Here is a 19,190-nt window from a genome sequence, read left to right as displayed (position 1 = left end):
CATGACCGACCTCGACCTCGACCTCGCCTGCCACCTCAACGTGCTGGTGCCGGACACGGAGCCCGGCCGTCTCACGGAAGCGCTGGGCTCCCTCGCGGGCCTCGGTTACCGCCGCGTCGTGCTCCCTCCGCTCGACGCCGAGAGGACGGATGCGGCGGCCCTCCGGGACCTGTTCGCCGCGCACGCGCTCGCCCCGATCACGATCGCGGGTCAGGCGCCCGGCGCGGACGTCTCCTCCGCCGATGCGGCCGAGGCGGCGGCCGGCGAGGCGATGCTCCGCGCCGGTGTGGAACTCACCGCGGCGCTCGGCGGCGACCAGATGAACGGCGTGCCGTACGGTCTCTTCGGCCACCCGAGCGCACCGCTGCCGGCCGCCCGCCTGGACGCCGCCGCGCGCGCCGTGGGGCGGGTGGCCGACTACGCGCACGAGCAGGGGGTGATGATGACCTTCGAAGTGCTCAACCGCTACGAGACATCCGTGGTGAACACCGCCCAGCAGGCGATGGACTTCGTCGCTCGCAGCGGCTCGGACCATCTCCGCATCCACCTCGACACCTTCCACATGGCGGTCGAGGAGGCGGATCTCGCCGCGGCCGTGCGAACGGCGCTGCCCAAACTGGGCTACCTGGAACTCGGCCAGTCCGGCCGGGGGGCGCTCGGGTCGGGCGCCGTCGATATCCCCGCCCTGATCGCCCGGGCGATCGACGACGGCTACGCCGGACGCTGGGGGGTCGAGGCTTTCTCCCGTTCGGTGCTGGCCGAGCCGGCCGCGGACATGCTCGCGATCTGGCGGGACCCTTTTCACGACGGTGCGGCGCTCGCCGAGGACGCGATCCGGGTGATCCGCCGGGGCTGGGCCGGGAGCGCCGCGGGGAGACGGCACGATCGGATTGCGCGGGGCGGGATTCCCCGCGCGCAGGCAGCGCCCGGTCGGTAGCCTTCCCCCGTGACCCCGTCCGAACGTGCCGCCGCCCAGCGAGAGAGCCTGCGGGCGCTCGGTCCTCACCTCACCCCCGAGATGATCTCGGGGACCACCGCGCTGTGCGCCGCCGCGCTCGATCCCGGGCTGCTGGAGGGTGTCGAGGTGCGCCCAGACCTGGTCTACGGTCCGCACGAGCGGCATCGGCTGGATGTGTACACCTCCGGTGAGGGCGGCGGGCGGCCGGTGCTCGTCTACGTCCACGGCGGGGGCTTCGTGGTCGGCCAGAAGTCGGCGCCGGGGTCGCCGTTCTTCGGGAACCTCGGCGGGTGGGCGGTGCGGGCCGGGTACGTGGCGGTGGTGATCAACTACCGTCTCGCTCCGGAGAGCACGTGGCCCGGCGGCGCGGAGGACATCGCGCGGGCCATCGGCTGGGTGGTCGAGAACGCGGCGGCGCACGGCGGCGATCCGGAGCGGATCTTCCTCGCCGGACAGTCCGCCGGGGCGATGCACGTGGCCGACTATCTCGCGCAGCCGGGCCTGCACGGGCCGCACGGCCGCGCTCTGAGCGGTGCCGTCCTGGTCTCCTGCCTGTACGACGTCGGCCGGGCCACCGACAACCCGATGCACCGCGCGTACTGGGGCGAGGACCGCTCCCGGTGGGCGGCGATGGGGAGTCTCGACGCCCTGGTCGAGCTGGACCTGCCGCTGCTGCTGACCGTCTCCGAGTTCGATGAACCGGAGTTCCTCGACCACGCCAGGCGGCTCGCCGCCACGTGGTGGGAACGGCACAGGGACTACCCGCCGATGCACCTGCTGTCCGGCCAGAATCACCTGTCGCCGATCTACGGCATCGGCACCGACACGGATGTGCTCGGGCCGCTGCTGGAGCGGTTCATCGCCGCGCACGCGCGGCCCGGCGAAAGAGGTGCCCGATGACCGCTGACGTGCGCGGAGGCATGGAGTTCGGGGTGTTCGACTGGGTCGACGCCGCCCCCGGTGAGACCGTGGCCGAGACCTACGCGGCCCGCATCCGGCTCGTCCGCGCTGCGGAAGACCTCGGCTTCTCCCGCTATCACGTCGCGGAGCACCACGGCACGCCGCTCGGTCTCGCGCCCTCTCCCGGACTCTTCCTCGCCGCGGTGGCGCGGGAGACCGCCCGCATCCGGCTCGCGGCGACGACGTTCATCCTGCCCCTGTACGACCCGCTCCGGCTCGCGGAGGAGATCGGCATGGTCGATCAGCTCTCCGGCGGCCGGCTGGAGATCGGGATCGGCAAGGGGTCGTCGCCCATCGAGGCGGCCATGTTCGGACTGGACGGCCCGGGCACCCTGGGGCGTTACGAGGCCGTGCTGGAGGCGGTCCTGGAGGCACTGGCCACCGGGGTGTACCGGCGGGCGGACGGGGAGCCGGTCCCGCTCTTCGTGCGTCCGGTGCAGGAGCCGCTCCCGCCGATCTGGTACCCCACGTCCAACCCGGTCTCCATCCGGCAGGTCGCCGAGCAGGGACGGCACACCATCTTCGGGTTCGGGTTCGTCTCGCCGCCACTCGAGGACATCCGCGTGCACAGCCGCACCTTCTTCGGCATCCGCGCGCAGGCCGGGGGAGCGGGGGACCACTCGCGCTTCGGCATCCTGCGGCACGTCTTCGTCGCCGAGGACGACGGCCGGGCACGCGCGGTGGCGCGCGAGGCGCTCGCCGCCCATTACGAGAGCTTCTCGCATCTGTGGCGGCAGGCCGGGGACCCGCGGTACGGTGCGACGCCCGACCTCGACGATCTGATCGACCGGCACCTGATCTTCGTCGGCTCTGCGGCGTCGGTCGCTGACCAGGTCGCCCACGCCGTGCGTACCGCGGAGGTCAACTACCTCGCCGGTGCCTTCGCGTGGGGGAGTCTGAGCGAGGAGCAGTCCCGCCGCTCCCTGGAGCTGTTCGCGGACGTCGTGATGCCCGCCGCCCGCGCGGCCTTCGCCGAAATCTCCCCCGGCTGACCCCGCCGCCCGCCCGTACCCCCTCGCCCCGCGAGACTGCATCCTCGCCACGAGACAGCGGCTGGTTACGTCCGTCTCGTGGCACTTATGCAGTCTCGCGGGACGAGGGTCGCGGGGCGAGGGTCGCGGGACGAGGGTCGCGGGTCGAGGGTGCGCGGGACGCGGCCTACTGCGCCGCGCCGGGGGCGAGGTTGAACACGATCGAGTGCGAGCGCTGGTACGACTCCATCGCCTCGGGTCCGCCCTCGCGGCCCCATCCGGAGGCCTTCACGCCGCCGAACGGCACCGAGGCATCCATCAGCGCCCAGCCGTTCACCCACGTGATCCCCGCCTGGAGCCTCGCGGCGACCCGGTGCGCCTTCGCGAGGTCGGACGTCTGGATGCCGCTGGCGAGGCCGTACTTCGTCGAGTTCGCCAGCTCGATCGCCTCCTCCTCGGAGTCGAACGGCTGCACCGTGAGAACGGGGCCGAAGACCTCGTCCACGACGGCCTCGGCGTCTGCGGGAAGATCCGCGAGAACGGTCGGCCGGTAGAAGTAACCCCCGCCGAGGTCGGCCTTCTCCCCGCCGGTGACGACCCGGGCGCCGGCGGCGATCGCCCGGTCCACCATCGCGGACACCTTCTCCAGCTGGTTGGCGCTCGCGAGCGGGCCGATCACCGTGTCCGGCGCGGTGATGTCGCCGAAGGGTACCTGCGGCACCGCCTGGCCCAGGATGCCGAGCACGGTCTCGTAGATCGGGCGCTCGACCAGCAGGCGGGGCCCTGCCATGCAGAACTGCCCGGCGTTGAAGACGAACGCCGAGATCACGGTGTGGACGGCGGCATCCAGGTCCGCATCCGCGAACAGGATGTTGGCCGCGTTCCCGCCGAGCTCCGCGGTGAACGGCTTGAGGTTCTGCGCCGCCAGCGCCGCCGCGTGCGCGCCGACCTCGGTCGAGCCGGTGAAGGCGATCTTGTCGACACCGGGGTGGCTGACGAGGTGGTCGCCGAGCGTCGCGCCGGGACCGGTCACCACGTTGACGACGCCGTCGGGCACGCCCGCCTGCTGCAGGATGTCGGCCATGATCAGGGCCGACAGTGGCGTGTCGCTCGCCGGCTTGTGCACGACGGTGTTCCCGGCGATGAGGGCGGGGGCGAGCTTGGACGCGGACAGGATCAGGGGGAAGTTGAACGGCGTGATCGCGGCGACCACCCCGAGCGGCTCCTTCTTCACGTAGGCGTGCGTCGGCCCGGAGGTCTCCCGTACGGTGCCGTCCAGGTGGTGGCCGAGGCTGGCGTAGTACTCGAAGAGTTCCGCCGCGTTGTTCACGTCGACGAAGCGGGCCAGCATGATGGGTTTGCCGACGTCCGCGCTCTCCGCCTGGGCGAGCTCCTCGGTGCGTTCCCGCATGAGCTCGTAGGCGCGCTGCAGGATGCGGGCGCGCTCGCGGCTGGAGAGCCCGGACCACACGCCGGAATCGAACGCCGCGCGTGCGGCCGCGACGGCCGCGTCGACGTCGGCGGTGGTGCCCTTCGCGACATCCGTCAGCTTCTCGCCGGTGGCGGGGGCGATGACGTCCATGCGTTCGCCGCCGGATGCCTCGCGCCACTCCCCGCCGATGAACAGGCGCCCGGGGGCGAAACGGACGGCGGTCGCCGCGCTTTCAGTCATGGTCATGTCGATCTCCTCGTTGAGTCGGATGCCACGAGTATCAGGCAGACCGGTCGGTCGTGGCCACTGTCGGTTCGGTCCTCTTCCCGCGAGACTGCATAGCAACCACCAAACAGCGGCTGGTTACGTCCGTCTCGTGGTTTGCGTGCAGTCTCGCGGGAAAGCGGATGCAGCAGGCCCGGGCTTCCGTCAGGCGGGACGGCGCGCCTCGAGGGCGCGGCCCACCGCCGCCGCGCCGATCGCGAGCAGGGGGAGCAGGGTCATGAACGCCATCGCGGGAACCGCCGTCGCGGTGCCGAAGAGCCCGCCCAGCGGCGAGGCGATCGCACCGAAGGTGAACTGGCTGAACCCGACGAGCGCGGAGCCGGCTCCGGCGGTCCGGGCGGCGCGACCGACGGCGATGGCGGATGCCGTGGACATCACGGCGCCGCAGCCGAGGCAGAACACGGCCATCAGCGGCAGGTAGCCGGACAGGGTCAGTGCGCCGCTCACGGCCAGCACCGCCGCGATCGCCGCGGAGCCCAGCTGCATCAGCTGGGCGATGAGCAGCATCCGCCCCGTCCCGATGCGCTGCGCGATCCGTCCGCTCAGCCAGGCCCCCGCCATGATGCACAGACCCGTGAACGAGAACGTCAGCGAGTACACCAGCGGCGTCGTGCCGAAGATGTTCTGCACGATGAACGACGACGAGCTGATGTACACGATGAGGGTGCCGTAGCCGAGCCCGAAGGCCACGGCGTATCCGACGAACGACCCGTCCCGCAGGAGCCGGCCGATGTTGCCCGCGATCGCGCGGACCGTGAACGGATGGCGCCGCTCAGCCGGCAGGCTCTCCGGGATGACGAGGGCGGTGACCACCAGCATCCCGGTCGCGACGACCGCGACGCCGAGCAGGGCGGCCCGCCATCCGCCGGTCTGGGTGAGCCAGCCGCCGAGCGGCGTCGCCACCGTCGGCGCCAACGCGATCATCGCCCAGAGCATGCTGAACGCGCGCACCGCCTGCTGCTTGTCGGCGATGTCCGACACGATCGCGCGGGCGAGCACGGCTCCGGCGGAGCCTGCGAAACCCTGCACCGCCCGGATCAGGACGAGCACGGTCAGCGACGGGCTCGCCGCCGCCAGGTAGGCGCACGCCACGAACAGCGCCAGGGCCGCCAGCAGCGTGCGCCGGCGGCCCAGCGCGTCCGAGAACGCCCCGATGAACAGCTGCCCCGCCGCGGAGCCGACGAGGAACGCCGTCATCGTCAGCTGCACCGCGGACGCCTCGACCTGGAAGGTCGCGGCGATGTCCGGGAACGCGGGCAGGTAGAGGTCCGTGGAGAGCGAACCGGCCATCGCCACGAACCCCAGGGCCAGCATCAGGCCCGGATCGATCCGGGCCGGGATGCGGGTGGCGGGCAGTCGTGTCACGCGCGTGTCGCGGCGTCCGGACGGAAGCCCTTCTTCGCCAGCTGGATCTGCTCGTAGACGTGGTGGCGCAGCTCCGTGAAGCGGGGCAGCGAACGCGTGTTGAGCTGGTCGCGGTCCTCGGGGAGGTCCACGATGAGGTCCTCCTGCACCACGGTGGGCGAGCTCGAGAGCATGATCACGCGCTCACCGAGGTAGACCGACTCGTCGATGTCGTGCGTGACGAACAGCACAGACAGGCCGAGGCTCTTGCGCACCCGGCGCACCAGGTCCTCGAGGTCGGCGCGGGTCTGCGCGTCGACCGCCGCGAACGGCTCGTCCATCAGCAGCACCTCGGGCTGGTAGGCGATCGCCCGGGCGATCGCGACGCGCTGCTGCATACCGCCGGAGAGCTGCCAGGGGTAGGAGCGCGGCACGTGGTCGAGCCCGACGTTCTCGAGCGCCTCCGCGACGAGGGCCTGGCGTTCGGCCTTCGGCATCCCGGCGTTCTTCAGGGGCAGCTCCACGTTCTCGGCGACCCGCAGCCACGGGAAGAGCGAACGCCCGTACTCCTGGAAGACGACGGCCATCTTCTTCGGTGGGGCCGTGACCGTCTTGCCGTCCAGGACGACCTCGCCGCTCGTGGGCGCGAGCAGGCCCGCGATGCACTTGAGCAGGGTCGTCTTGCCGGAACCGGACGGGCCGACGAGGCACGTGAGTTCGTTCTTGCCCAGATCGAACGTCAGGTCGCGCACCGCTTCGATGTCCCCGCCGTCGGTGCTGTACACCTTCTTGAGGTTGCGCACGGAGAGCAGGGTGTCCGCGGCGGGGAGGGTGCGGCCGTGCGAGACGGTGTCGAGCGGGGTGGTGGTGTCAGACGGCATTCTCGATGTCCTTCAGTCCGTAGTACCAGCGGAGGATGCGGCGTTCCAGGGCGCGGAAGATGACCGCGACGAGGAAGCCGATGATGCCCAGCAGGAGGATGCCCGACCACATCTCGGGGATCGCGTAGGTGCGCTGGAAGCGGATGATGGCCGCGCCGAGGCCGCCGGTGGGGGCGAACATCTCGGAGATGACCATGAGGATCAGGCCGATCGGGAGGCTCTGCCGCACGCCGGCCAGGATCTGCGGCGCAGCCGAGGGCAGCACCTGGTGGCGGACGCGGTTGAACCCGGAGATCCCGTACGACCGGCTGGTGTCGCTTTGCACGGGGTCGGCGGCGCGGACGCCCTCGACCGTGTTCAGCAGCACCGGCCACACCGCCGCCAGCGCGATCACGACGACCTTCATGAGGTCGTTCGGACCGATGATCAGCAGGAGCGGCGGCACCAGCACCGGCGCGGGCAGGGCGCGGAAGAACTCGAACACCGGCTCGGTCAGGGCGCGGAGGGTGCGGTTCAGACCGATCAGCAGACCCAGCAGCACGCCCGCGGCGATCGCGATCGCGACTCCTGCGAGGAACCGGCCGATGCTCGGCAGGACGTCGGCGAACAGGCGCGGGCCGAACCACAGGCCGAAGAAGTCGCCGATGAGCTCGTCCGGCATGGGGACGAAGAAGTTGGGCGCAACGAGCGTCGAGATCCACCAGAGGATGACCAGGATGGCGGGAAGACCCAGGGTGTAGGCGACGCCGACGAGGACCTTTCTCATGTCGTCACGTCCCCTCGTACCGAGGTGTGCCAGGCCAGGAGGCGGCGCTCCATTGCCCGCGCCCCGATGTTGATGAGCACGCCGAGCAGGCCGGTGGCGATCGACAGGGCGTACATCGTGGCGTAATTGCCGGCGTTCTGGGCGAAGGCGATCTCGCGGCCGAGCCCGGGCGTCCCGATGATGAGCTGCGCGGTGATGGCCAGGATGAGGGCGATGGCGGAGGCCAGCCGGATCCCGGTCATCAGGTAGGGCAGGGCGGTCGGGAAGATGATGTCCCGGATGCGCTGCCACTTGGAGAAGCCGTAGCTGCGGCCGGTGCTCATCGCCACCTGGTCGACGTCGGCGACGCCGTAGAGCACCTGGATGAAGATCTGCCAGAACGCCGCGTACACGACCAGGAGCAGGGTCGACTCGATCCGGATGCCGAACAGGAGCACCGCGAGCGGGATGAGTGCGACCGACGGGATCGGCCGCAGGAACTCGACCGTCGAGTTGGTGGCGCGTCGCAGGAACGGCGAGAGGCCGATGATGACGCCCAGCACGCACGCGAGGACGAGCGCGATGAGCATGCCGAGACCCCATGCCAGCATCGTGTCGCCCACGGCCAGCCAGAAGTCGGGGAAGGTCGCGATCTGGAAGAGGTGCGGGATCACCACGGTCGGCGGCGGCAGGTAGGTGGGGTTCACCAGGCCGGTCTGGGAGGCGATCTCCCAGATGGCCAGGAAGACGAGGATGCCGACGATGCCGAGGATGGCGTTCCGCGGCCGGAACCGGCGTCGTGACCGGGCACGCGCGATCGCGACGGTGCGGGTGACCGTCTCGTCGCCGACGGGGGCGAGGGTCATCGGTGTCCTCCTTGGGACGTGGTTCCCGCCGGGGAGCGCTCCGCGGCGTAGCGCGCGCGCAGATCGGCCTTGCGGACCTTGCCGCTGGCGGTGCGGGGGAGCTCGTCGGTGAACACCACCTGCTTGGGGATCTTGTACTTCGCCAGCCGGCCGTGCAGGTGCGCGCGGATCGCGTCGGCGCTCAGTTCGGCGCCCGGGTGCACGCTCACGACGGCCAGGGGCACCTCGCCCCACTTCTCGTCGGGCACCCCGATGAGGGCGACGGAGGAGATCTCGGCGAGCTCCATGATGATGCTCTCGACCTCGGCGGAGTAGATGTTCTCCCCGCCGGAGATGATCATGTCCTTCAGCCGGTCGGAGATGAAGAGGAACCCGTCGGCGTCGAAGTAGCCGAGGTCGCCGGAGCGGAACCATCCGTCGACGATCGCCGAGCCGGTGGCATCCGGGCGGCGCCAGTACTCCTTGATGACGTTGGGGCCGCTGATCCAGATCTCGCCGACCTCGCCGGCGGGCAGGTCGCGCCCGTTCTGGTCGACCACCCGCACATCGGTGAAGAAGTGGCGGATGCCGGACGAGCCCATCTTCTCCTTCGACATGCGCGGGGGCATGGCCGTCGCGCCGGGCGAGGTCTCGGTCATCCCGTATCCGCAGGAGAACGACAGGCCGCGCTGCTCGTAGGCAGCCAGCATCCGCTCCGGCATGGTGGATCCGCCGCAGGTCAGGTGCTGGAGGCTGCTGATGTCGGTGGTCTCCCAGTCCGGATGCTCCTGGAGGAGCTGGAACGTCGTCGGTACACCGGAGAGCATCGTCACCTGCTCGGCCTGGACCGTCCGCAGCACGTCCGCGGGATCGAACCGCTCGTGCAGGATGACCTGCCCGCCCTGCAGGAGCACGGGCAGGGCGCCCATGCTCAGCGATGCCACGTGGAACATCGGGGAGATGAGGAGGACGCGTTCGCCCGCGCTGACGCCGTAGTCGATGAGCGCGTTGAAGCAGTTCCAGGTGAGGTTGCCGTGGGTCAGGACGGCCCCCTTGGGGTGCCCCGTCGTCCCGGAGGTGTAGAGGATGATCGCCGGGTCGTCCGCCGTGACCGGCACGTCGAACTCGGTGTCGGAGCCGGAGGCGAGGACCTCGTCGTAGGACTCCACGGCGGGGTAGGCCTCGCCGTCGACGACGATGCGACGGGTGACGTCGGTGGACCAGGCGCCCGCGCGGGCGAGTTCGCGCAGCTCCTGGGTGAGGATGAGGGTCGTCGCGCCGGAGTCCTCGAGGGCGAAGGTGATCTCCGGAGCGGCGAGGCGCGTGTTCAGCGGCACGAAGATCGCGCCGATCGTCGCGGTCGCGAACAGCGACTCGAGGAACGCGGGGTGGTTGTTGCCCAGGAAGGCCACGCGGTCGCCGGCGGTGACCCCGCGGTCAGCGAGGGCGTGGGCGAGGCGGCGGATCCTGGAGGACAGCTCGCGGTAACCGATCGTCCGGCCGCGGTAGGAGATCGCGACGTCGTCGAGCGATCGCATACTGCGGCGGGAGATCCAGGTTCCGATTCCTTGGTTGTGCACGGGGCCTTCTTCAGCAGGAACGGACGGAGGAGGAAGAGGAGGGGCGGCCCGGCGTCGCCGTCATGACGACGCCGGGCGCGCGGGTCACTCGAGGACGAGCACCTTCTTCAGGTCGGGCTCGGAGTCGAGGAACTCGTACTTGAGGGCGAGGGCGGTGAGGTCCTCGATGATGCTGGGGTCGAGGTCGGCGGAGAGCTTCTCGAGGTTGATGTTCTGGACGACGTCGGCGGGCATCTTCGTGTACGAGACGATCACGTCGCGGTACGCGTCGGTGTCAGCCATCGCCATGTCCGTCGACGCGGCGATGCCGGCGCGGAACTTCTCGACGATCTCGGGGTTCTCGGCGGCGTACGCGGCCGAGGTGAAGGTGACCATCGAGGACAGGCCGGGGATGACGTTGCCCATCGGCTCACCGAGGAGCTCGACGCCCTCGGTCGCGAGACCGGCGCCGACGAAGGGCTCGGGGACCCAGGCGGCGTCGATGTTGCCCTGCTCGAGCTGGGCGAGCTGGTCCGGGAACGCGATCTCGGTGAACTCGACCGCGGCCGGGTCGCCGCCGTCCTGCTCGACCGACCCCATGATGCTGAGGTCGCCCTGGGTGTTGAAGGCGTTGACGGCGACCTTCTTGCCCTCGAGGTCCTTCCAGGTGGTGATGCCGGAGTCGCTCTTGACGAGGACGCCGGTGGGCAGCTTGTCGGCGGGGACGTCGACGCTGGAGTAGCCGGCGATGATGTTCATCTCCAGGCCCTGGCTGGCGGCGACGAGGACCGAGAGCGGGTTGCCGACGGCGAACTGGATGTCGCCGTTCGCGACGGCGGGCAGGAGCGCCGCACCGCCCTGGCCGATCTGGACCGTGACGTCCAGGCCCTGCTCCTCGAACGCCCCCGCGTCGATGCCCATCTGCACGGCCGCCGCAGCGGCGATGGGGAGGAGTCCGACGGTGACGGGGATGAGCTCGCCGGAACCAGAGCTGTCCGCGTCGGGGGCGGACGTCTCGCCGCTGAGCGAGCCGCCGCCGCCGGAGCAGGCGGTGAGAAGGAGGCCGGCGGCGGCCACGGCGGCCACGGCGGTCATTCGAAGTGTGCGCATTTCTCAGTTACTCCCTTGTGACTGACAGCAGGTGCGGGTACGCCCGGAGGCGGTGGAAGGCTGCGTCGCCCTCCCACCACATGAAAACCCATATCGTTGAGTAAGTCAATGATTTACGCTGTCCAACGTTCCGGCTACCATGCTGGAATGGTCACCCCCCGTTCGGCTCCCGCCTCGGCGCGACCGTCGACCCCGTCCGACCGGCTGTGGTCCAGCGTCGTCGGAGGTGACGTCGCGTTCCTGCTGGCGCGCGCCAACGCCCGGTCGCTCGCCCGGGCGAACGTCGCACTGGCGGAGTATGACCTGAAGGTTCGCTCCTACTCCGTGCTGGCGATGGCGGCCGACGGATCGCGTCCGACGCAGCGTGAGCTCTCGGAGTTCCTGCGCCTGGACCCCAGCCAGATCGTGTCCCTCGTCGACGACCTCGAGTCGCGCGGGCTGGCCCGTCGCGAGCCCGACCCGAACGACCGCCGTGCGAACGTCGTCGTGGCCACCGAACGCGGCCGTGACCTGCACCAGCGTGCCAGGATCGCCGCGCAGGCGGCGGAGGAGGACAGCTTCCGGTCCCTCGACGAGTCGGACCGCGACCGGCTCACCGCGCTGCTGCGCGCCATCGCGACCGATCCCGCCGAGTAGTCCCGGACGCGTTCTTCCGCCCTTTCCCGCGAGACTGCATCCTGAGCACGAGACTGCGCGTGGCGACGTCCGTCTCGTGGTGCGCCTGCAGTCTCGCGGACCCCCCGCGCGTGCGCCTCAGTGCCGGGGGTCGAGGACGTACCGGTCGCGCCCCGCGAAGACCCCCACGGTCGACAGGGTGAGCAGGACGAGCAGGAGCACGGTCAGCGACCACAGCCAGCCACCCGTCGCGGCGTGCAGGGCACCGAAGACGACCGGGCCGGCCGCCGCGATCACGTAGCCCACGGACTGCGCCATGCCGGAGAGCGCGGCCGCGGTCCCGTGATCGCGCGCCCGCTGCGCCATGAGCGTCAGCGACATCCCGAGCGTGGCCCCCGACGAGAGTCCCAGGCACGGCGCCCAGAGCAGGATCATGCCCGGGGCGACCATCATGCCGATCACCCCGACGACCGACAGGACCGGGATCAACGCGGGCACCCATCGGCGCGCGCGCCCGCGCAGCAGGAGCGGCAGCAGCAGCGATCCCACGATCGAGAAGATCTGGTACAGCATGACGTCGAGCCCCGCGACGATGGCGGAGCGCCCGATCGAGATCGACATCGGGGCGAGCCACGTGACCAGCATGTAGAACACGGATGCCTGCAGGCCCATGTACGCCGCCACGAGCCACGCGGTGCGGTCGCGCCAGATCCCGGTGGTCGCCTGCCGCCCGGGCGGGCGGGGCGCCCGGGGCGCCTCGGAGCCCCGCGTGGCCCACACCCACGCGACGATCGCGAACGGGAGGAGCGCCCCGCCGGTCACGAGGAGGGAGAACCGCCATCCGGCGGGGTCGGCGGGCCAGGGCAGCTGCGAGATCGGCACGGCGATGCCGGAGGCCACGGCACCGAAGCCGCCGAGGAGAGCGGAGTACACGGCGGTCATCGAGGCCACGTGCCGCGGGAAGTCCCGTTTGACGACGGCGGGCATCAGCACGTTGACGATCGCCAGCGCGATGCCGATCAGGGCGGCGCCGATCCACAGGCTCGCGACCGGGCCGGACAGCGAGCGCACTGCGGTGCCGATCGTGAGCAGGACCAGGGATGCGGTCATCACGCGCGACATCCCGAAGCGTCGGCTCAGATCGTGGGCCAGCGGGGAGACGAGGGCCCAGGCGACCAGCGGTACCGACGCGATGAGCCCGAGGACACCCGGCGCCATGCCGGTGTCGGGGCCGATCTGATCGAGCAGCGGCCCGATCGCCGTGATCGTCGGCCGCATGTTCGCGGCGACCAGACAGACGGCGATGACCATCGCGAGCGACGATCGGCGCCGCACCGCGACTTCAGATTCCATGACTACCGGACTATAACCCAGGACGGCGTCGGCCCCTGCCTGGGCTTCCACCCTGCGCGATGCATACGGTGAGCGTGCGGCTCAGGCGGCGGCGGCCGTGCTCAGCCGCGCAGACGCCTGCTCGGCGAACGCCTTGAGCGCCGCGCCCCGCTGCAGCACGACCTCGCCGGTCACCTCGACGGCCGGGTAGAGCAGTTGGCGGATCATCAGCTCCGGCGCACGTCCGCCGTGCAGGAACACCGGCGCCATGAGCCCGGTCAGCCGGTACCGCCGGTCCGGTTCGATGTCACGGACGTCGAGGACGAACGCGGACGTCGCCATCCGGCGGGTGATCTCGTCGGGGAGCAGGCCCTCGTCGCCCTCGTCGTCGGGCACGAAGCTGGCCGCCCATCCGCACTCGCGGATGTCCGCGAGGTGCCGGTGGTACGCGGCTCGTTGTTCCGGTGAGGCGCCCACCGCCTTGCCGGACCAGGCCTCCTGCTCCGACTCCGGCGACCACGCGACGTAGAGCGCGCCGATCGGGGGGACGACCGGATAGCGCACACCGAGTGCGGTGACGGTCTCACTGCCGGCCCCCGTGGCGGACGCGACGGCGACCGAATCCGAGACGATGCGCGCGAACACGGTGAGCTCGCCGCCGAGTCTGCGTGCGCCGTCCTCCAGATCTGCTCGCAGGGCCTGTGCCCGCCCTACCGCCTCCGAGAGGCCGCGCCCGTCGGGGACGACGATCGACTTCGCCGCGAATTCGCCGTACCCGCCCCGGAAGAAGAGCAGCGGGTTCGTCGGCCGGACGGTCCGCAGGGAGCGGACGTTCCCGAGGGCGATGTAGTGGTCGCCGGCCTCGATGACGTCGTGGAAGTCGCATTCGATCGCCGCGACGACGCCGTCGAGGATGGGGGCTCCGCTCGGAGAGGGGTGCCACGACTCGGCGTCCATCTTCGTCCGGTCGGACCGGGACAGTCGCCGCACGACGTCCTCCTGGTCGTGCGCCAGGACGTTCACGACGAAGCGGTCGCAGGCTCGCAGGTCCGCGAACGAGGACGAGGACTTCTGCGGGAGGAAGGCGATCAGCGGCGGCTCGAGCGACACCGAGGTGAACGTCCCGACCACCATCGCGAGGGCTTGGCCGTCCGGGGCGGTGGCGGTGATGACACTCACACCGGTCGGGTAGTTGCCGAGGACGTTGCGCAGGTGTGCGGGCTCGAGGACGGTGTGCATGGGGCTCCTGGGTGAGGTGGTCAGAGCAGACCGGCGCGGCGCCGGTTGAACTCGACGGTGCGGGGGTCCGGCACGGATCTGGTGTCGGCCATCGCCTGAGAGATGCGGGTCACCGCGGTCAGCAGCGGCTCGACGAGCCGCCGCGGATCGGGGTGCGAGGTGAAGTACAGGATCCCCACCGCTGCCGTGACCCGTCCGTCCTCACCGATGACCGGTGCCGCGATGGAACTCGCCTGCGGGGTCACGGTGCGGTCGGCGATGACGTAGCGGCGGTCCCGGATCTGCTCGAGCTCCCGCCGGATCGAGGCGGGGTCGACGAGGGTGTGGCTGGTGTAGCGGGCCAGCGGCCCCGCGAGATACTCGTCGACGACGGCGGGATCCTCGTTGGCCAGGAGCGCCAGTCCGGTCGCGGTCGTGTGCAGCGGCATCCGACCGCCGATGCGGTTCTGTCCCGTGTAGGTGGGGATCGTCCGCAGCGCCTCCAGGTACAGCACGTCGGCGCCGTCCCGGACGCCGAGCTGCACGCTGACGCCGGCGACCCGGTTCAGCTCCATGAGGTGGGGCAGCGCCCGCTCCCGCAGGTCGAACGCCTTCGTCGAGCCGGAGGCGAGTGCGAGGAGCTTGTTGCTCAGCCGGTACTGCCCCCGCTCGTCCACGTCCACCCCTCCCCACGCGCGCATCTCGTGGACCAGACGGTGGGTGGTCGTGAGCGAGAGGTTCGCGTGGCGGCTCAGCTCGGAAAGTGTCTTCGGGCCATCGCTGGCGCCGAATGCGTCCAGCAGGGCCAGCAGCCGCGACGCGGCCGTCCGCTTCCCGCGCGCGTCCTGTGCCTGGGCGATGACGGAGGGCATCAGGGGCGGATGCGCCGTGGCGGCGGCGGCCGCACCGGAGCCTGTGCCAGGACGGTATTCGGAGATGTGCAGGACATCGGCGCTCATCGGCTCTCCCTCGAGTCGTCATGCGTCTAGGCCCCGGTGTCGGGGGGACGTCGTCATTGTCATCCGGTGTCGGGCCGTCCTGACGAGTCCATTCCGCCTCGCGGAAGGGTGGGGCGTCGCCCCTCCGCGCGGCTGATCCCGCGTTCCGCAGCACGGAATCACAGGTGTCCCCGCTCCTGCTGTGGACATACGGTGGGGCTCCGTGCCGAGGACCGCTACGGCGGCACCGGCCGACAGATCACCAGCCCATCGACGGAGATGTGAGAGCAGTGCGAACGATGACGTCCGCCCCCCGGCCTGATCGGACCCGCGCCGATCACGGGAGGCATGTATGAAGGGCACGGTCCTCCACATCGGGAGGCTCGTGCTCTCCTCGCTGATCCTGTTCGTCGCCGTCCTGACCACGCTGTTCTTCCTGCTCGAGATCGCTCCGGGTGACCCCGTGCAGTCGCTGGTCGGTGACAGCCCGGTCTCGGAGGACTTCCGTGCCCAGATGGTCGCGTCGTTCGGGCTCGATCGTCCGCTCGGGGAGCGGTATCTGATCTTCCTCGGGAACATCTTCACCGGGAACCTCGGATACTCGTTCGGGACCTCGACGACGGTCACGGCGCTCATCGCCGATCGCGTCGGGAACACCATCGCCCTCGCTCTCCCGGCCTTCATCATCTCCACCATCGGCGGCATCGTCCTCGGCACGATCGCCGCGCGCACCCGCTCGAAGGCGCTCGACGGCACGATCTCCGGCCTGTCGGTCGCCCTGTTCTCCATCCCGAACTTCTGGCTGGGCCTGCTGCTGCTCATGGTCTTCTCGATGTGGCTGGGCTGGCTCCCCACGCAGGGCATGAGCCCGTACGGGCAGGAGGGCATAGCGATCCAGTACCTCGTCCTGCCCGTCATCACGATGGCCACCACCGAGCTGGCGTACAAGACGCGCATCATGCGCTCGGCCGTCATCGAGGCGCTCGGCCAGGACTACATCGACACCGCCCGGTCCAAGGGCCTGAGCGATCAGGCGATCCTCTGGCGCCACGCGATGCCGAACGCGCTGCTGCCGATGGTCACGGTCGCCGGCTACAGCCTGGGACTCACGTTCGCGGGATCCGTCGTCGTCGAACGGGTCTTCGGCTGGCCGGGCATGGGGCTGCTGCTCTACGACGCCGTGCAGAAGCAGAACAACCAGGTCGTGCTCGGCTGCGCCGTGCTGATCACCATCACGATCATCGTCATCAACCTGGTCACCGACATCGTGTACGGCATCGTCGACCCGCGCCTGCGGGCGCGCCTGTTCAGCACTGGGAGGGCATCGTGACGAGTCTCAACGAGGAGACGACCCCCACGCTGCGGGCGGGTGAGGCAGCGCTCGACGCGCCACCATCCGGTGTCGTCCCGACCGTCCCCGCGGGCGGGAAGCGCCGCCCGCTGTGGCGACGGTTCGTCGGCCGGCCCAGCAACATCTTCTTCCTGGCCGCGCTCGCCGTCATCTGCGTCGCCGTCGCGATCGGGCCGTTCTTCGCCCCGGACCCGGTCGCCACCAGCAGCGACGTCCTCCGCGCACCGGGCGGCGCCGCGCTGCTCGGCACCGATCAGCTGGGTCGGGATTACCTCTCCCGCCTCCTGCTCGGCGGCCGCGTCTCATTGCTCGTGGGGTTCAGTGTGGCGTTGCTGTGCATGACGCTCGGCCTCGTGCTCGGCGGACTCGCCGGGTTCTACGGCGGATTCGCCGACACCGCGCTGGTGAAGCTCTCGGAGTTCTTCCAGGTCCTCCCCGGCATCGTTCTCGCCATCGTCGCCGCAGCGCTGTTCGGCTCGAACATCCTGCTCATCGTCCTCATCCTCTCGATCACCATGTGGCCGGGCGTGGCGAGGATCGTCCGCGCGGAGGCGATGCGGATCAGTCAGCTCGGCTACGTCGAGTCGGCGCGTGCGGCAGGGATCCACAGCCTTCGCATCCTGTGGTCCGACGTGCTGCCCAACGCGATGCCGCCGGTGCTCGTCGCGACGACGATGACGGTCGGCCGCGCCATCCTGATCGAGTCCTCGCTCGCCTTCCTGGGGATCGGGGACGCGAACACGCCGAGTTGGGGCGCGCTGCTGAACGCCGCACAACCGTATATGGCCACCGGGTGGTGGCTCGCGGTGCTCCCCGGCCTGTGCATCTTCTTCGTCGTGCTCGCCGTCAACATGTTGGGGGACTCCCTGAACGACATCCTCAACCCCACCATCGGGAGGGTGAAATGACCGTCGTCAACAGCGCGGAACCGATGCTCGAGCTCACCTCACTCTCTGTCCGGCTGCCCGCGGGGGAGCGGGAGACCGTGCACGCGGTGAAAGACGTCACCCTGACCGTGCGTCGCGGCGAGCGGGTCGGGATCGTCGGCGAATCCGGGTCGGGCAAGTCCGTGACGGCCCGTTCGATCGCCGGGCTCCTCCCGACGTCGCCGCGGGTGCGGATGGAAGGATCGCTCCGGTTCGAGGGCACCGAGATGATCGGAGCCGCCCCGCGTGCGTGGCGGGAGATCCGTTCGCGTCGCGTCGGCATGGTGTTCCAGGACCCGCTGACGTACTTGAACCCGACGAAACGGATCGGGCCGCAGGTCGCCGAATCGGTCCGCACGAGCGGCCGTGCCCGCGACCGCGGCGGGATCGAGGCCGAGGTGCTCCGTTCCCTCGTGCTCGCCGGACTCGACGACGCCCGGAACGTCGCGGCGAAGTTCCCGCACGAGCTGAGCGGTGGGATGCGCCAGCGCGTGCTCATCGCGATCGCTGTGGCCAAGCGTCCGGACCTGCTCATCGCCGACGAACCCACCACGGCTCTGGATGCGACCGTGCAGGCGGTCGTCCTCCGCGGCCTGGACGACACGGTCCGGACGATCGGGACGTCGCTCCTCCTCGTCTCCCACGACCTCGCCGTCGTCGCCGAGATGACCGACCGGCTGTACGTCATGTACGGCGGGCGGGTCGTGGAGTCGGGACCGACCCGCGCCGTGCTCGACGAACCGCGCCATCCGTACACGAAGGCGCTGCTGCGAGCGGTGCGGAGCCTCACCGACGAGGACACTGCGCTGTACTCCATCCCGCCCGAGCTGCGCGACTGGCTGGTGACCGACACCACGGAGTGCCATCACGAGGCGGAGACGGCGGTGTCGCGGTGAGCGTCGATTCGCGGTCCGCCGGCGGCGGCGCGGTGCTGGAGGTGACCGGTGCCTCCAAGGTCTTCGGCGGCAGGCACGGGGTGACGGCGGTGCAGGAGGCGAGCCTCACCGCCAGGCCGGGCGAGTTCATCGCCATCGTCGGCGAGAGCGGGAGCGGGAAGAGCACCCTCGCACGGATGCTGCTCGGACTCATCCCGCCGACCTCCGGCGGAATCGCGTTGGACGGAGTCGACCTGCGGCGGATGGACCCGACGCAGCGGCGGGGCTACCGGCGCACCGTGCAGGCCGTTCTGCAGGATCCGGCCGGCTCCCTGAACCCGCGAAAGACGGTCAGGAAAGCGCTCGCCGATGTCATCCGCCGGCACGCGATCGCCTCGAGAAAGGACATGGAGCGCGTCGCCAGTGCGGCGTTGGAGTCGGTCGGCCTGTTCCCGGCGTCCGCGTTCCTGGACCGATACCCCCACGAGCTGAGCGGCGGTCAGCGTCAGCGCGTGCTCATCGCCCGCGCGCTCGTGCTGGATCCTCGGATCATCATCGCCGACGAGGCGGTCTCCGCGTTGGACGCGTCCGTGAAGGCGGGTGTGCTGCGCGTCATGACCGCGCTGCAGGCCGAGCGCGGCATCGGGTACGTCTTCATCACCCACGACCTGCCGGTCGTGCAGAAGGTCGCCGACACGGTCTACGTCATGCGTGCCGGCCGGATCGTCGAGCACGGCCCGAAGAAGCGGATCTTCGAGGACCCGCAGCACGAGTACACCCGCACCCTCCTCGCCGCCGCCCCGCGGTTGTGAATCGACCAGAAACCCGAACGAAACGACAGAAAG

General features: G+C 70.4%; 18 protein-coding genes. 8 read left to right on the top strand and 10 right to left on the bottom strand.

What is annotated here, in order from left to right:
- The first annotated feature begins 1 nt into the window (after position 1).
- From F6J84_RS14175 to F6J84_RS14165, 3 genes are read left to right on the top strand one after another with little or no spacing between them, the layout of a single operon-like run.
- Positions 2–937, top strand: a complete 936-nt coding sequence (locus F6J84_RS14175; protein ID WP_150974424.1) for a sugar phosphate isomerase/epimerase family protein — start codon at positions 2–4, stop codon at positions 935–937.
- A gap of 9 nt (positions 938–946) precedes the next feature.
- A complete protein-coding gene (locus F6J84_RS14170) occupies positions 947–1,858 on the top strand; it encodes an alpha/beta hydrolase (protein ID WP_150974423.1) in 912 nt (303 codons plus the stop codon).
- The gene (locus F6J84_RS14165; protein ID WP_150974422.1) at positions 1,855–2,910 is read left to right on the top strand and encodes an LLM class flavin-dependent oxidoreductase; all 1,056 of its coding nucleotides are present in this window, start codon (positions 1,855–1,857) and stop codon (positions 2,908–2,910) included. Before F6J84_RS14170 ends, F6J84_RS14165 begins: the two co-directional genes overlap by 4 nt.
- Before the next feature lie 166 nt (positions 2,911–3,076).
- Here F6J84_RS14165 and F6J84_RS14160 read toward each other — a convergent pair whose 3' ends face one another.
- The 7 genes from F6J84_RS14160 to F6J84_RS14130 form a co-directional block, all read right to left on the bottom strand.
- Positions 3,077–4,567, bottom strand: coding sequence for an aldehyde dehydrogenase family protein (locus F6J84_RS14160; RefSeq protein ID WP_150974421.1), 1,491 nt, complete (start codon positions 4,565–4,567; stop codon positions 3,077–3,079).
- A 183-nt stretch (positions 4,568–4,750) separates the two neighbouring features.
- On the bottom strand, positions 4,751–5,971 hold the full coding sequence (locus F6J84_RS14155) for a multidrug effflux MFS transporter (protein ID WP_150974420.1): 1,221 nt from the start codon (positions 5,969–5,971) through the stop codon (positions 4,751–4,753).
- Entirely contained in the window at positions 5,968–6,831 is an 864-nt protein-coding gene (locus F6J84_RS14150; RefSeq protein ID WP_150974419.1) for an ABC transporter ATP-binding protein, read from the bottom strand. Before F6J84_RS14150 ends, F6J84_RS14155 begins: the two co-directional genes overlap by 4 nt.
- Positions 6,821–7,597, bottom strand: coding sequence for an ABC transporter permease (locus F6J84_RS14145; RefSeq protein WP_150974418.1), 777 nt, complete (start codon positions 7,595–7,597; stop codon positions 6,821–6,823). Before F6J84_RS14145 ends, F6J84_RS14150 begins: the two co-directional genes overlap by 11 nt.
- The gene (locus tag F6J84_RS14140; RefSeq protein ID WP_150974417.1) at positions 7,594–8,442 is read right to left on the bottom strand and encodes an ABC transporter permease; all 849 of its coding nucleotides are present in this window, start codon (positions 8,440–8,442) and stop codon (positions 7,594–7,596) included. The genes F6J84_RS14145 and F6J84_RS14140 overlap by 4 nt, the downstream gene beginning before the upstream one ends.
- Positions 8,439–10,001 (bottom strand): o-succinylbenzoate--CoA ligase, encoded by a 1,563-nt coding sequence (gene menE / locus F6J84_RS14135; RefSeq protein ID WP_150974416.1) that lies wholly within the window; start codon positions 9,999–10,001, stop codon positions 8,439–8,441. The genes F6J84_RS14140 and menE overlap by 4 nt, the downstream gene beginning before the upstream one ends.
- An 84-nt stretch (positions 10,002–10,085) precedes the next feature.
- Positions 10,086–11,090 (bottom strand): ABC transporter substrate-binding protein, encoded by a 1,005-nt coding sequence (locus F6J84_RS14130; protein WP_150974415.1) that lies wholly within the window; start codon positions 11,088–11,090, stop codon positions 10,086–10,088.
- 147 nt (positions 11,091–11,237) lie between these two features.
- On the opposite strand from F6J84_RS14130, the gene F6J84_RS14125 reads away from it, so the two are divergent.
- Positions 11,238–11,726, top strand: coding sequence for a MarR family winged helix-turn-helix transcriptional regulator (locus F6J84_RS14125; protein WP_150974414.1), 489 nt, complete (start codon positions 11,238–11,240; stop codon positions 11,724–11,726).
- A 117-nt stretch (positions 11,727–11,843) separates the two neighbouring features.
- Here the strand turns inward: F6J84_RS14125 and F6J84_RS14120 are convergent, their stop codons facing one another.
- The 3 genes from F6J84_RS14120 to F6J84_RS14110 form a co-directional block, all read right to left on the bottom strand.
- A complete protein-coding gene (locus tag F6J84_RS14120) occupies positions 11,844–13,058 on the bottom strand; it encodes an MFS transporter (protein ID WP_238702524.1) in 1,215 nt (404 codons plus the stop codon).
- A gap of 81 nt (positions 13,059–13,139) precedes the next feature.
- On the bottom strand, positions 13,140–14,276 hold the full coding sequence (locus F6J84_RS14115) for a flavin reductase family protein (protein WP_150974413.1): 1,137 nt from the start codon (positions 14,274–14,276) through the stop codon (positions 13,140–13,142).
- A 20-nt stretch (positions 14,277–14,296) separates the two neighbouring features.
- Entirely contained in the window at positions 14,297–15,214 is a 918-nt protein-coding gene (locus F6J84_RS14110; protein WP_150974412.1) for an IclR family transcriptional regulator, read from the bottom strand.
- 331 nt (positions 15,215–15,545) lie between these two features.
- On the opposite strand from F6J84_RS14110, the gene F6J84_RS14105 reads away from it, so the two are divergent.
- The 4 genes from F6J84_RS14105 to F6J84_RS14090 are packed head-to-tail and all read left to right on the top strand — an operon-like array spanning position 15,546 to position 19,157.
- The gene (locus tag F6J84_RS14105) at positions 15,546–16,523 is read left to right on the top strand and encodes an ABC transporter permease (protein ID WP_150893760.1); all 978 of its coding nucleotides are present in this window, start codon (positions 15,546–15,548) and stop codon (positions 16,521–16,523) included.
- A complete protein-coding gene (locus F6J84_RS14100; RefSeq protein WP_150974411.1) occupies positions 16,520–17,452 on the top strand; it encodes an ABC transporter permease in 933 nt (310 codons plus the stop codon). Before F6J84_RS14105 ends, F6J84_RS14100 begins: the two co-directional genes overlap by 4 nt.
- Complete coding sequence (locus F6J84_RS14095; RefSeq protein WP_150974410.1) at positions 17,449–18,366, top strand: ABC transporter ATP-binding protein; 918 nt, start codon at positions 17,449–17,451, stop codon at positions 18,364–18,366. Before F6J84_RS14100 ends, F6J84_RS14095 begins: the two co-directional genes overlap by 4 nt.
- Complete coding sequence (locus tag F6J84_RS14090) at positions 18,363–19,157, top strand: ABC transporter ATP-binding protein (RefSeq protein ID WP_202980455.1); 795 nt, start codon at positions 18,363–18,365, stop codon at positions 19,155–19,157. Before F6J84_RS14095 ends, F6J84_RS14090 begins: the two co-directional genes overlap by 4 nt.
- Positions 19,158–19,190 lie beyond the last annotated feature (33 nt).

The organism is Microbacterium caowuchunii (genome assembly GCF_008727755.1).
Lineage (GTDB): Bacteria > Actinomycetota > Actinomycetes > Actinomycetales > Microbacteriaceae > Microbacterium > Microbacterium caowuchunii.
This window is presented reverse-complemented; position numbering and strand designations above follow the sequence as displayed.